This window comes from Pseudomonas oryzihabitans, from assembly GCF_032027545.1.
GTDB classification, from domain to species: Bacteria; Pseudomonadota; Gammaproteobacteria; order Pseudomonadales; family Pseudomonadaceae; genus Chryseomonas; species Chryseomonas oryzihabitans_F.
Genome location: NZ_JAVSJB010000014.1, coordinates 59,937 through 73,209 on the forward strand (window position 1 = coordinate 59,937; position 13,273 = coordinate 73,209).

Consider the following 13,273-nt stretch of genomic DNA (forward strand, 5'->3'; position numbering starts at 1 on the left):
CGCGGGTCCGATCCGCTTCCTCAGTTCTTTTCGCCTTGTTTGGCTCTAGCTCGCGAGCCTTTGAACAGGCTCTTAGCGAATCTCCGGCAGCAGCAGCGCTGGCAACTGGGCGAGGAAGGCGGCTTCATCGTCGAGTTGGCGCAGGTCCAGCCAGAGGGCGTCGGCGTCGATCCGTCCCACCACCGGGATGAGTAGCTGGCGCAGGCCTTCCTCCAACTGCCGCAGGGCACGCCCCCGCAGGCGCTTGCTGACCTGGGGGCGACAGCACAGCGCCGCGCCAGGCAGGCGGGCCACGGGCTGGGCACCGCTACCGATCATGCCCAGCGCCGGCTCGACGCTCACGGCATAGGTCTCGCCCAGCACGGCGGCGAAGGTGGGTAGCAGCCGCTCGGCCTGGGCGGTGATCTCCTCGGCCGGGCGCGACAGCAGGCGCAGGGTGGGCAGCCGCTCGGCCAGCCGATCCGGATCGCGGTAGAGCGCCAGGGTCGCCTCCAGGGCGGCCAGGGTCAGCTTGTCGACCCGCAACGCCCGCTTGACCGGATTCTTCTTGATGCGTTCGACGAGGTCCCGACGACCGACGATCAGGCCGCACTGGGGGCCGCCGAGCAGCTTGTCGCCACTGAAGGTCACCAGATCCGCCCCGTCGCGCAGGGCCTGCTGCACCGTGGGTTCGGCGGGCAGGCCCCAGCGGGTCAGGTCCACCAGGGTGCCGCTGCCCAAGTCCTCCAGCAAGGGAACGTCGTGGGCGCGAGCGATGGCGGCCAGCTCCGCTGTGGCCACGCTGGCGGTAAAGCCCTGGACGCTGTAGTTGCTGGTGTGCACCCGCATCAGCAGCGCGGTGCGCGGGCCGATGGCGGCTTCATAGTCACGGGCATGGGTGCGATTGGTGGTACCCACCTCCACCAGCTTGACTCCGGCGCGGGCCATGATGTCGGGGATGCGGAAGGCACCACCGATCTCGATCAGCTCGCCGCGGGACAGCACCCCTTCCTTGCGCGCGCCGATGGCGTGCAGGGCCAGCAATACCGCCGCGGCGTTGTTGTTGACCACGGTCACCGCCTCGGCACCGGTGAGTTCGCGCACCAGCTCGGCCACCAGGTCGTCGCGATCGCCACGCTTGCCGGTGGCTAGGTCGAACTCCAGATTCATCGGCTGGCGCGCGGCCTGGGTCACCGCGGCGATGGCCTCTTCCGCCAGCAGCGCCCGCCCCAGGTTGGTGTGCAACACCGTGCCGGTGAGGTTGAATACCCGCCGCACCCGCGGCCGGCTGCTCAGGGCCAGGCGCTCGCCCAGGCGGCCGGCCAGCACGCCCTCTTCCACCTCTACGGCGGTCAGGGTGCCGGCCCGCAGGGCGTCGCGCAGGTCGTCCAGCAGCGAACGATAGCCGCCAAGGACCAGCTCGCGACCGTGGCGCTCCTCCAGCGGACGCGAAGCGGGATGGCGCAGCAGGCGGTCGATGGACGGCAGGCGGATGGCGGTCATGAAGGCCTCTCGGGTCGAGTCGAGCCCCAGTGTAGCCCGAACCGGCGACGGGTCGCCCAGCATGCGTCGGGCTGCTGCAGGCCTTGCCCGCCCTGGGCGAAAAGACCCGGGGCCAGACCTCGCCGTCTGGAAATGACCCCCGGGTTCCCGGTTTGCCGCGTGCCAGAGCCCGTCCTAGGATGGATTTCGAGCCTTTCCCCGGCAGTTGGCGAAGGCTAGACGACTATGCCCACCGCCCACGACAACAACAAAGGTGCCGTCATGTCCAAGAAAGCCTCCCCCTGGGCGAGCGATGCCCTCCTCGACACCAGTGACCTCATCAGCCTCGGCAACTTCACCTATCTACAGGCGCTGAAGAACGCCGCCCCGGCGCCGCTGCACCAGACCGCTTCAGCCACGACGCCTACCGTCAGCGAATTCCTCAATGGCGCCATCAGCGAGTACGTGCTGGGCGGCACCCCCGACGGCATGCGCCCTTTCCTGGTCGATGGTCATCAGATGACGCTGCACAACTCGCTCAACGGCGCGACGGCCCATACCTGGATCACCGCCGAGAACCAGTTGCTCATCAGCTACGCCGGCACCACCCGCGGCGAGAACCTGCTGATCGATCCCCTGTCCACCGCAGGAGGTTTGCTGAGCGACCTGCAGATCCTCAGCCAGCAGGTCTCCAGTGCGCAGCGGCAGTCGCTGGACTTCGCCCATCAAGTGATCGAGGCAGCAGCCAAGCAGGGCTATGGCACTCAGGACATCTTCGTCACCGGTCATTCCCTGGGGGGCATCTCGGCGGAATACGTCGCCCAGCAGACCGGCCTCGGTGGTATCAGCTTCGAGGCCTCGGGCATCCCACGCGATGCCCAGGCGGCAGGCCACGGCAGCAACTTCGTCAATGTGGTCACCCTTGGCGATCCGGTGGCCAACTACAGTTCCGACATCCACGGTGAGCAACCCTTCGCCCCCACCTTCGTCAGCCAGGCCGAGGGCGGCGGCAGCCTGCCGCACTATGGTTCGCTGTTCCTGATCGGTGCTCAATCAGACCAGCACGACCTGGCCCAGGCGGCGGCCAAGGTGGGCCATCTGTTCACTGGCGACAACGGCGGCCAGGCCAATCCTCTGGATGCCGCCCTGCACCCGGTCAGCGTCACCACGGGCCTGGCCGAGGCGGTGCGGCTGGTCGCCGAATTCCACCTGCCGGCTGCCGAATACACCAACCTGGGGGTGACCCCTACCGGCGGCTTTCTCGACACCCTGCCGGCCCATATCGGCACGGCCCATGGACCGGTGCTGATGGTCGGCAACTACAGCGTGGCGGAGCTACAGGCCTTTGCCGAGACCCACGCAACTTACGGCTAGCAGGCGGCCGGGGTATTTGGCGATACGCCGGAAGGAAACTTCCGGCGTATCGCCCGGGTCTGCCTCCCTATCGCTCGGGGCCTTCAGGGCCCCGCTACCCGCATCGACCAGGAGAGAGCCATGACCGACCAGGGTCCCCAGCGCATGACCGACGAAGAAGCCCAGGAATTCGCCACCGAGGTATTCAACCTCGCCCGCACCGGCAATGCCGAGGTGCTGGCCCTGGTGCTGGAAAAGGGCCTGACGCCCAACCTGCGCAATCACAAGGGCGACAGCCTGCTGATGCTGGCCAGCTACCACGGCCACCTGGAGGCCAGTCGCGTGCTGCTGGAACACCAGGCCGATCCGAACCTGGCCAACGACATGGGGCAGTCACCGCTGGCCGGCGCCGCCTTCAAGAACAACCTGGCCATGGCCGAGTTGCTGCTGGACCAGGGCGCCGCCGTGGAAGGCGCCATGCCCGACGGCAAGACCGCGCTGATGATGGCGGCCATGTTCAATCACGTGCAGATGGTGGAACTGTTGGTCGCGCGGGGCGCCGACCCGCAGGCGCGGGACGCCGCGGGCAACACGGCGCTGAGCGTGGCCCGCGCCATGGGCGCCCAGGATACGCCGGCCGTGCTGGAGCGACTGGGCGGCGCCTGATCAGGGCTTCTGGTAGCGATAGAACAGATTGGGTTCGCTGACCACATAGAGATTGCCGGCCGTATCCAGGGTAACGCCCTCGGGCTGGCGGATGCGCCGTGAGAGGCCGCCGAAGGGCGCCGCCAGGGAGCGGGTATCCAGGGTCCGGCCCTGGTCGTCGAGTTCGATCAGCACCCGCGATTCGTCGCTGAGCAGCAGCAGGTGGCCGCTGCGGCGATCGACGTGGATGGCGGACAGGTCACCGGTGCTGGGCGCCTGGTCCAGCCAGGCCTGGCGGTCGATGATGCGCAGGGCGAAGTCGCCGTCGAAGCTCTTGAGCAGGCCGCGGATTTCATAGAGCTTGCGCGGCGAATGTTCCTTGACCACGAACAGGCGATCATGGGTGGCGTCGTAGTCCAGGCCCTCGAAGCCCTGATTGGCGCGGGGGAACAGATCCAGGGTCAGGCTGCGATAGTCGCTGCGCTTGAGCACGTCGTCACCCTCGGGAATGTCCACCAGGGTCAGGGCGTTGGCACCCTCCTCCGCCAGCAGCAGGCGGTCGTTGCCCAGGTAGGTCACGCCTTCGACATCGTCGAAGCCTTCCAGCCGATGGCGTTCCAGCAGGTCGCCATCGCGACTCAGGGCCAGGAGTTCCGGTGGATTGTTGACCACCGCCCAGAGCCGATCCCGCACCGGGTCGTAGCTGAGGTCCGAGAGGTTCTCGCTGACGCCGGCCACCGGCTTGGCTTCCACCGCCACCCGGTAGCGACCGAGTTCGAGGGTAGGACGGGATTCGGCCTGCCATTGCTGGCCGAGCCAGAACAGCAGTTGGCTATCCAGGTGGCTGCTGCGCAGGCCCTGGGTGAGTCCTAGTGCCAGCAGCAGGGCCAGTCCCAACAGCCAAGCCCTGCGTCCGATCCTGATCCGTCTCACCCACGCCGTCATCGCCCTGCCCCGTCATCGCTGTACGGGGCGGAGTATCCAGGGCTGTCTTTATAGTTGTATGACAGAGCGCAGGCGCTTTTCAGCTGACGCCTAACGGCGCGGCTGGACAGGGTTGCCCTCCCAACGCGACCGCGCCGGCAGGGTCTCGCCCTTCATCACCAGCGACAGCGGGCCCAGTTCCACGTCGTCGCCGACCTGGGCGCCATAGAGCACCACGCTGCGCGGTGCCAGGTTGACGCCGGCGCCCAGCTCCACTTCGCCGACCTTCATCACCCGATCCTCGAACAGGTGGGTCTGGGGACCGGCCAGGGCATTGAGTTCGCCATGGTCACCGAGGCGCACGCAATCGAATTCGGTGAGGTCGGTGGTATCCAGGTAGGTGCCACGGCCCAGGCGAGCACCGAGCAGGCGCAGGGCCAGCGGCAGCCAGGGCGTACCGCGCAGGGTAGCGAGCAGATTGGGCACCGCCAGGGTTTCGTAGAGGCTGGTGATGGCCTCGCTGCGCCAGACGAAGAAGGTCCACATGGGCGCCGAGCGCGGACGATAGCGCCCCACTACCAGCCATTTCAGCGCCACCACCACCAGGAAGCTGGCCAGGGCGAAGGTGCTGCCGGCCAGCAGGGTCTCGCCCAGCAGGCTCAGCCAGGCGCCCTGCTGCCATAGCGGTACCAGGGCTTCGGCGATGGCGCAGCCGGCAGCCACGGTGAAGCCGGTGGGCAGCACGATGCGCAGGGCCTCGATCAGGCCGCGGGCCACCCGGCGCCAGGGCGCGGGGCGGAAGGTCAGGCTTTCCGGGTAGCCGGTGAGGACTTCCCGCGCCGGCAGCCGAACTGCGGGCGAGCCGAGCCAGGTTTCGCCCTGGCGCAACGGCACGCCTTCGTCGAGTCGACCCAGGACGCCAACCAGGGCGTCCTCGGGGATATGGCAGCCATCGGCCACGTAGGCGCCATTGCCGACGAAGCTGCGGCGGGCGACGGAGGTGCGCTTGAGGGTGATCCAGCCCTGGGCGATCTGCTCGTCGCCCAGCATCACGGCATCGGCGATGAAGGTCTCGTCACCGAGTTCCAACAGCGAGGATACCGGGCCCTGGGCAGTGGAGATCTCCGCATCGCGTCCCACGCGGGCGCCCAGCAGGCGGTACCAGAGCGACGAGTACACCGTGGCATAGAGTCCCTGCAGACTCTGCAGCGCCGACTCCTGGATCAGGTTGGCCAGCCATTTGCGCCAGTAGAAGAGACTGTCGACGGACCACTGGCCTTCTTCCAGGCGCGGCAGGATCAGCCGCCGGGCCAGGGCGCAGCCGAGCAGGGTCAGGGCGACGCTGACCACACCCAGCGGCAGCGCCAGCACGCCGTACTGCAGGGCATCGAGCAGCAGCGAAGAGGTATGCCACCAGGGCAGGCCGCCAAGGCTTTCCAACTCGTCGATCAGCAGCGCCAGGGGGAACAGCGGCATGAAGAACAGCACGGACACCGCCAGGCCGCTGAGGGCATAGAGGGTGTTCAGCAGACCGCGCTTGGCCCGCGAGCTGGGTGCTGGCGGTACGATGCGGGCGCCCACGGCGCCCTGGTCGCGGGCCGGAGCGCCTCCCCAGCTGCGCCCGGCCGGCACGCGTTGCCCGGCGCGGAGCGCGGACTGGGCCTGCAGCCGACCATTGTCACCGATGGCGGTATCGCCTTCGAGGATGGCATAGGAACCCACCTGGGCTTCCTGGCCGAGGGTCACGGCGCCGATCAGCAGTTCACCGCGCAACACCCGGGCGTTCTCGAAATTGACGCCGTTGCCCAGGCTCACGCCCTGCCCCAGGGTCAGCAATTCGGGGGCGCGCAAGGTAAAGGTACCGATAAACGCCTGGTCACCGACCTGGGCGCCCAGCAGCCGCAGCCAGCCACGCGCCAGCGGTGAGCCACTGAGCAGGTAGGCCGGGGCCAGGGCCAGGAAGCGCTCACCGAGCCACCAGCGGTAGTAGGTCAGGCCCCACAGCGGATAGCGCCCGGCTTCCAGGCGTCCGGTCAGGCGCTTGCCGACCAGGGCCACGGCGAATTCCAGGCCGATGGCCAGGACGAACAGACTCAGGGCGGTCAGCATCGCCAGGAGCAGCGCGGTACCGGAATGGATCAACAGCGGGAAGGCCAGGAAGGGGGCCAGCCAGCGGCCCAGGCGCAGGGTCAGCAGCGGCGGCAGGGCCACCGCCTGGGCCAGGCCACAGCGCCAGCGCCGCCAGCGACTGGGCGGCGCCCAGGCGTCGGTGGCGGTCGCCTGGCCCGCCTCGGCGGCATCCGCCTCCAGGGCCGCGGCGATGGCGCCCAGGGTGCGGCCGGCATAGACCGCCTTGACCGTGGCATTGGCATAGCGCGGGTCCTGGCGCAGCCGCGAGACCAGGCGGGCAGCGAACAGCGAGTGGCCGCCCAGGTCGTCGAAGAAATCCAGCTCGGCCTGCAGGGGCTGGCTGGGGAAGAGCTCGGCGGTGGCCGCTAGGACCGCACCAAGGGCGCCACTGGCCGCGGTAACCGGGGCCACGGCGGCGATGGCCAGCGGGCGTGCGCGCAGTTGCTTGCGGTCGATCTTGCCGGAGTTCAGCCGGGGCATCTCGCCGAGCCACTCGAAACGACTCGGCACCATGTACAGCGGCAGGCAGCCGGCCAGCTCGGTCCGCAAGAGATCGCTGCGCGGCACCGGGCCGCCGTCGCTGACCAGGAAGGCGACCAGTTGCTCCACACCGCTTTCTTCACGCAGCACCACGGCCACGGTACCCACGCCGGGTTGCCGCGCCAGGGTGGCTTCGATCTCGCCCAGCTCGACGCGATAGCCGCGGATCTTCACCTGGTCGTCGACGCGGCCCAGACAATGCACCTGCCCGTGCGCGTCGACCCGCGCCAGATCGCCGGTGCGATAGAGCTTGAGATCGTGGCTGCCGGTGCTCCAGGGGTTGGGCAGGAATTTCTCGGCGGTCAGTTCCGGGCGCCCCAGATAGCCGTCGGCGACGCCCGGACCGGTGATGCAGAGTTCGCCCACCTGGTCGCGCGGCAGCAGGGCCAGGGGTTTGGCGGCATCGGCAGGTACCACCAGCAGGCTGTAGTTGGGCAGCGGCCGGCCAATGGTCACCGGCTCGCCCGGCTGCAATTGCGCCAGGCTCGCCGAGACGGTGGCCTCGCTCGGGCCATAGGTGTTGAACAGCCGCCGTTGCGGCCGACTCCAACGCGCCACCAGCGACTCGGGGCACATCTCGCCGCCGAGGTTGATCAGCCGCAGACTGGGCACGTCTTCCGGCAGCAGCGCCAGCAGCGTTGGCACCACGTGCAGCACGCTGATGCGATTGGCGGTGAGCGCCCGAGCCAGGGCCTCGGGATCGGCGGTGATCTCCCGCGGCGCCAGCCAGAGGGTGGCGCCTACCAGGTAGCTGATCCAGATCTCTTCGAAGGACATGTCGAAGGCCACCGAGAACCCCTGGTAGACCCGGTCGCCGGCCTCGATGCCGAGCAGCGAATTCTCACTACGCAGGAAGTGGCAGATGCTGTCCTGGCGGATGCCGATGCCCTTGGGCTTGCCGGTGGAGCCGGAGGTGTAGATCAGGTAGGCGAGGTTGTCCGGCGAGACCTGGCCGCGGCGACGCAGGGTCTCGCCAGGGGCCAAGGGGGCGCTCAGCAGGGTCGGCGTCCAGCACTGCAGGCCCGGACGCGCCAGCAGATCGGCGAAAGGCGCCCCAGTGATCACGCCCACCGCCTGGGCATCCTCCAGGCAGAGGGCCACGCGGTCGGCCGGCGTTTCGGCATCGCAGGGCAGCCAGGCGGCGCCGGTCTTGGCGATGGCCAGTTGCATCACCAGCAGCTCGATGCCGCGCGGCAGCCAGAGGCCGACCACCCGCCCCGGTCCGGCACCCGCGGCCAGCAGCCGCGAGGCGGCGCGGCTGGCCCAGGCGTCCAGCTCGCCATAGCTCAGGCTGCGCTCGCCTTCGAGCAGCGCCGGCCTTTCGGGCGCCCGCGCCGCGGTGGCCTCGAACAGATCGGCGAGGACTTCGTCGCGACACAGGTCAGGGCGCCCGGCGCCTTCGACCAGACTGAGGGAGAGTTCGACAAGCGCTTCCATGGGGACAGCCTCTGGTTGTTTAGCGCAGTTTGTATCTCCCGGGTTACGCGCTCCTTAAGGTGCGCTTAGGGTTTGCTTAAGGCGGGATGGCGGCAGCCCCATGGAAGCCCCGACAGCTCTGGAATGCGGCTTTTTGCAGGTCCTACCACTGATCGGCGATGGATGGGAGTCGGGTCACCAGGCCAAAAAAAACGCCTCCCGAAGGAGGCGTTTTCGTCACTGCGGGATGATCAACGCAGATCGAAGCGATCCAGCTCCATCACCTTGGTCCACACCTTGACGAAGTCCTTGACGAACTTCTCCTGGGCGTCGGCACTGCCATAGACCTCGCTCAACGCCCGCAGTTGGGCGTGGGAGCCGAACACCAGGTCGACCCGGGTGCCGGTCCACTTCAGGGCGCCGGTCTTGCGGTCACGCCCCTCGAAGGTGGCCTTGTCCGGACCGGTGGCCTTCCACTCGGTACCCATGTCCAGCAGGTTGACGAAGAAGTCGTTGGTCAGGGTCTGCGGCCGCTGGGTGAAGACGCCGTGCTTGGCGCCGCCCACGTTGATGTCCAGCACGCGCAGGCCACCCAGCAGCACCGTCAGCTCCGGCGCGGTCAGGTTGAGCAGATGGGCCTTGTCCACCAGCAGGAACTCGGACTTGACCTTGAACTGCCCGCCCACATAGTTGCGGAAACCATCGGCCCAGGGCTCCAGGTGGCCGAAGGACTCGACATCGGTCTGCTCCTGGGAGGCATCCACGCGCCCCGGGGTGAAGGGCACGGTGATCGCGTGGCCAGCCGCCTGGGCAGCCTTTTCCACGCCGACGCTACCGGCCAGCACGATCAGATCGGCGATGGACACCTGCTTGCCCTGCGCCTGGAAATCGCGCTGGATACCTTCCAACACACCCAGCACCTTGGCCAGTTGCGCCGGCTGGTTGACTTCCCAATCCTTCTGCGGCGCCAGGCGCAGCCGGCCACCATTGGCCCCGCCCCGCTTGTCGGAACCGCGGAAGCTGGACGCGGCCGCCCAGGCGGTGCCGACCAGTTCGGACACGCTCAGGCCGGAGGCCGCCAGCTTGTCCTTGAGCACCTTGACCTCGGCGTCGCCCAGGGGCGCAGCCGTGGCCTTCGGCAGCGGGTCTTGCCACAACAGTTCCTCGGCCGGCGTTTCCGGGCCCAGGTAGCGAGCCAGCGGGCCCATGTCTCTGTGGGTCAGCTTGAACCAGGCACGGGCGAAGGCATCGGCCAGTTGGTCCGGGTTTTCCAGGAAGCGGCGGGAGATCTTCTCGTAGGCCGGATCGAAGCGCAGCGCCAGGTCCGAGGTGAGCATGGTCGGCTGGTGGCGCTTGCTCGGATCGTGGGCATCGGGCACGGCGCCCGCACCGGCGCCGTCCTTCGGCCGCCACTGGTGGGCACCGGCCGGGCTCTTGAACAGCTCCCACTCGAACTTGAACATGTTCTCGAAGTATTCGTTGCTCCAGCGGGTCGGCGTGGAGGTCCAGGTCACTTCGAGACCGCTGGTGATGGTATCGGCGCCCTTGCCGGTGCCGTAGCTGTTCTGCCAGCCGAAGCCCTGCTGTTCCAGGTCGGCGGCTTCCGGCTCGGCACCGACGCTGGTAGCCGGACCGGCACCGTGGGTCTTACCGAAGGCGTGACCGCCGGCGATCAGGGCGACGGTTTCCTCGTCGTTCATGGCCATGCGGCCGAAGGTTTCGCGGATATCGCGGGCCGAGGCCACCGGATCGGGATTGCCGTTCGGACCCTCGGGGTTCACGTAGATCAGGCCCATCTGCACGGCGGCCAGCGGATTCTCCAGCACGCGGCTGGGACCCTCGTTACGGCTGTGCTCCACCGGATGCTGCTCGGGCTGCGCGGTCAGCACGCCATCGCCGGGCTGCTCCATCTGCTTATGCTCGCCGTAGCGGACGTCGCCACCCAGCCAGACGGTTTCCGAACCCCAGAACACGGCATCGTCCGGCTCCCAGACGTCCTGGCGACCGCCGGAGAAACCAAAGGTCTTGAAGCCCATGGATTCCAGGGCGACGTTGCCAGTGAGGACGATGAGGTCGGCCCAGGAGATCTTGCGGCCATACTTCTGCTTGATCGGCCAGATCAGCCGGCGCGCCTTGTCCAGGCTGACGTTGTCCGGCCAGCTGTTGAGCGGGGCGAAACGCTGCTGGCCCTGACCGGCGCCGCCGCGACCATCACCGACGCGATAGGTACCGGCGCTGTGCCAGGCCATGCGGACGAACAACGGGCCGTAGTGGCCGAAGTCGGCCGGCCACCAGTCCTGGGAATCGGTCATCACGGCGCGCAGGTCGGCCTTCACTGCTTCGAGGTCCAGGCTCTTGAATTCGGTGGCGTAGTCGAACTCTTCGCCCATCGGATCGGACAGCGACGAGTGCTGGTGCAGGAAGTTGAGATTGAGCTGGTTCGGCCACCAATCCTTGTTGGTGGTACCACCGCCGGCGGCGTGATTGAACGGGCACTTGGATTCGGTCGACATCTTCTTGGCTACCTCAGCAGGGTCTTGTTCATCCGGTTGTTCAGCCACGACGACGCGCGGCGTTCTGGAGTGGTGGTACCAACGGGATCGGTCTACTGGACCGACCGGACCGGCGAGCGGATCAGCGCCGGCCAAGGGGGATTCCCACCACGGGCAAAGCGGACGTTTCGTTCGTTGTTATCCCTTCATCAAGACGGGTACGCCGACGAAGCGGCGTAACGTCCATACTAGACGGCTTGTGGAGCCTGTGTGATAGAAGGTTTTTTGCCGACCGATAGACTGGCTCTGCGAGAGGACCTCGCCACGACAGCAGCCTGCCGACCTATTCTTCGCGCGATAACGAGGGATCTCCACCGCTTTGCCGAGGTTCGCGCGGCTTGGCTTCGAGAAAACCAGCGGTCGCTCGGAGCGCACCACGGCTCAAGCACCCCAGCCGTGCTTACATACGGCAACAGAAGCCCCCTCGTCACCGGGGTTCGGGGAAACGGCCGCCCGCTGCCGGACGGCCGGGGCTAGCCGCTAGCCCGGGGCGAACAGCAGGTTGGGCGCATGGCGCTGGTAGCCCGCTTCCGCCAGGCGTACGTCCAGTGCCAGGCTGGCGAGATCGGCGGACAGGGGCTCGCTGCGGGCGTCGTGGTCGCGATAGAGGTGCTTGAGGTAGGTCTTGCAGTGGGCACAGGTCTCGGCGCGCAGCGGGGCTTTCTGGGCGTTGGCGTCGTCGGCATCCAGGGAGTAGTAGCCCAGGCCCTTGCCGGTCTCGCAGTGGCTGCACTTGACCCGCACGAAGTGCCATTCGCAGGCGCACAGCGAACAGGTGAGGTACCTCAGGCCGTTGGCCTTGCCCAGGTGATGGATGACGCCGGCCATGGGTGGCGCGCCGCAGCAGGGGCAGGACGTCTGGCTGCCCTGTTCGCGCAGGGCGCTGAAGTCGCTGCGTTGCAGCCAGTGGGTCCAAGCCACCTGCAGGGCGGCGCCGAGAAAGGGCACCACGCCAGCGGGCACCAGCTCGTAGCTGCCGGCCAGCAGGGCGATGGCCCAGGCCTTGCGTTGACCGGCAGCGGCCGCGCGTAGCTCGTCCAGCGCGGCCTGGACCGGTGCCTGACCACCCTTGAAGGTGTCCAGCAAGGCATCCAAGGCGGGCAGCCAGTCGCCTTCACGGACCAGGGTGTCGTAGCCCAGCGGCGGCAGGCCGTGCCTGAGGCTTTGGGCACTGCGCGCCTCGTCCAGCGGCAGGGGCGAGAGGCGGTCGAAGACCCCTTGCTGGGCCTCGCAGAGGTCGGCCATCAGCAGCAGGTAGTCAGCCAGCGCATTGCCGGCCGCCAACAGTCGCAGGCGGTCGGCGCGATAGCCGAACAGCTCGCCACCGGGCAGGAGGATGAAATCGGGATTGACGGCCGCGGCTTCGATTTCGCCGGGCTCGAGGATCTGGCCCGCCATGGCAGGGCTCCTTAGCAGAACGGTGGAAGATGGAGGATTCAGGATAGCGGGCGGGTCGAGATGCTGGGCTCCGCTGCCCTCACCCCAACCCTCTCCCCGAGGGAGAGGGGGTTAGACAGGTGCATGCGGAGGTTCCTGCACACCTCATCCGTAGGTTGGGTTGAACGCAGCGAAGCCCAACAACAGCCTCACTTCTTCTCGCGGGTGACCTTCTCGTACCACAAAGAGTGGTGCTTTTTCGCCCAGGCGCGACTGACCCAACCGGTCATCATCGCGGTCACCGAGCCCTTGATCCAGATCCCCGCATAAATGTGCACGATGATCGACAGCACCAGCACGAAGGCGGCGACGGCGTGGGCCAGGGCGCCCAGGCGGATCACCGGGATGGGGAACAGGTGGGCGAAGTACTGCCGCCAGATGACCACGCCGCTGACCAGCAGGACCAGCATGCAGGCCAGCAGTACCCAGAACAGGATCTTCTGCCCGGGGTTGTACTTGTCGATCGGCGGCAGCTTCTCCTCGCGGTTGTTCAGGACGTCGTTGATCTGCTTGAGCCACTGGGCGTCTTCGCGGCCGAGCTTGTTGTGCCGCCAGAAGCGGATCACCAGGAAGGCGAAGAAGACGAACATCGCCACGCCCATGAAGGGGTGCAGGATGCGCGTCCAGGTGCCACCACCGAACAGGTTCGACAACGGGAACAGCGCGGGATGGAACAGCGCCAGTCCCGACAGCCCGGCCATGAAGAACAGGATCGCCACGATCCAGTGGTTGGTCCGCTCGTTGGCGTTGTAACGCTGGATTTCAGGTTTCATCTCGATCTCCCAGGACGCCCCCGGCCAAACCGGGGGCGTACC

8 protein-coding genes are annotated in these 13,273 nt (G+C 67.6%); 2 read left to right on the forward strand and 6 right to left on the reverse strand.

All coding sequences use genetic code 11. From position 1 onward, the window contains the following. Positions 1 to 72 precede the first annotated feature (72 nt). Positions 73 to 1,482 carry an L-seryl-tRNA(Sec) selenium transferase gene (selA, locus tag RND78_RS20140; protein ID WP_312731644.1) on the reverse strand — a complete coding sequence of 470 codons (1,410 nt, stop codon included), beginning with the start codon at positions 1,480 to 1,482 and terminating at the stop codon, positions 73 to 75. 261 nt (positions 1,483 to 1,743) lie between these two features. Here selA and RND78_RS20145 point away from each other — a divergent pair, with 261 nt between their 5' ends. Both RND78_RS20145 and RND78_RS20150 read left to right on the forward strand, forming a co-directional pair. After that, entirely contained in the window at positions 1,744 to 2,835 is a 1,092-nt protein-coding gene (locus RND78_RS20145) for a hypothetical protein (RefSeq protein WP_312731646.1), read from the forward strand. 120 nt (positions 2,836 to 2,955) lie between these two features. Further along, the gene (locus tag RND78_RS20150) at positions 2,956 to 3,480 is read left to right on the forward strand and encodes an ankyrin repeat domain-containing protein (RefSeq protein ID WP_312731647.1); all 525 of its coding nucleotides are present in this window, start codon (positions 2,956 to 2,958) and stop codon (positions 3,478 to 3,480) included. Here RND78_RS20150 and RND78_RS20155 read toward each other — a convergent pair whose 3' ends face one another. The 5 genes from RND78_RS20155 to RND78_RS20175 all read right to left on the reverse strand — a co-directional run bounded on the left by RND78_RS20155 (position 3,481) and on the right by RND78_RS20175 (position 13,231). Further along, a complete protein-coding gene (locus tag RND78_RS20155) occupies positions 3,481 to 4,404 on the reverse strand; it encodes an SdiA-regulated domain-containing protein (RefSeq protein ID WP_409457087.1) in 924 nt (307 codons plus the stop codon). Positions 4,405 to 4,494: 90 nt separating this feature from the next. Next, complete coding sequence (locus RND78_RS20160) at positions 4,495 to 8,490, reverse strand: Pls/PosA family non-ribosomal peptide synthetase (protein WP_312731650.1); 3,996 nt, start codon at positions 8,488 to 8,490, stop codon at positions 4,495 to 4,497. 230 nt (positions 8,491 to 8,720) lie between these two features. Beyond that, positions 8,721 to 10,982, reverse strand: coding sequence for a catalase/peroxidase HPI (gene katG, locus RND78_RS20165; RefSeq protein WP_312731651.1), 2,262 nt, complete (start codon positions 10,980 to 10,982; stop codon positions 8,721 to 8,723). A gap of 519 nt (positions 10,983 to 11,501) precedes the next feature. Beyond that, on the reverse strand, positions 11,502 to 12,419 hold the full coding sequence (gene fdhE, locus RND78_RS20170) for a formate dehydrogenase accessory protein FdhE (protein WP_312731652.1): 918 nt from the start codon (positions 12,417 to 12,419) through the stop codon (positions 11,502 to 11,504). Between the two features lie 188 nt (positions 12,420 to 12,607). Next, complete coding sequence (locus RND78_RS20175; protein ID WP_312731653.1) at positions 12,608 to 13,231, reverse strand: formate dehydrogenase subunit gamma; 624 nt, start codon at positions 13,229 to 13,231, stop codon at positions 12,608 to 12,610. Between the last annotated feature and the right edge of the window lie 42 nt (positions 13,232 to 13,273).

Excerpts from the sequence above, each read along its gene's own strand:
- katG (WP_312731651.1), bottom strand. The coding sequence starts at position 10,982 with ATGTCGACCGAATCCAAGTGCCCGTTCAATCACGCCGCCGGCGGTGGT.
- RND78_RS20175 (WP_312731653.1), bottom strand. The coding sequence starts at position 13,231 with ATGAAACCTGAAATCCAGCGTTACAACGCCAACGAGCGGACCAACCAC.
- RND78_RS20150 (WP_312731647.1), top strand. The coding sequence starts at position 2,956 with ATGACCGACCAGGGTCCCCAGCGCATGACCGACGAAGAAGCCCAGGAA.
- RND78_RS20145 (WP_312731646.1), top strand. The coding sequence starts at position 1,744 with ATGTCCAAGAAAGCCTCCCCCTGGGCGAGCGATGCCCTCCTCGACACC.
- RND78_RS20160 (WP_312731650.1), bottom strand. The coding sequence starts at position 8,490 with ATGGAAGCGCTTGTCGAACTCTCCCTCAGTCTGGTCGAAGGCGCCGGG.
- selA (WP_312731644.1), bottom strand. The coding sequence starts at position 1,482 with ATGACCGCCATCCGCCTGCCGTCCATCGACCGCCTGCTGCGCCATCCC.
- fdhE (WP_312731652.1), bottom strand. The coding sequence starts at position 12,419 with ATGGCGGGCCAGATCCTCGAGCCCGGCGAAATCGAAGCCGCGGCCGTC.
- RND78_RS20155 (WP_409457087.1), bottom strand. The coding sequence starts at position 4,404 with ATGACGGCGTGGGTGAGACGGATCAGGATCGGACGCAGGGCTTGGCTG.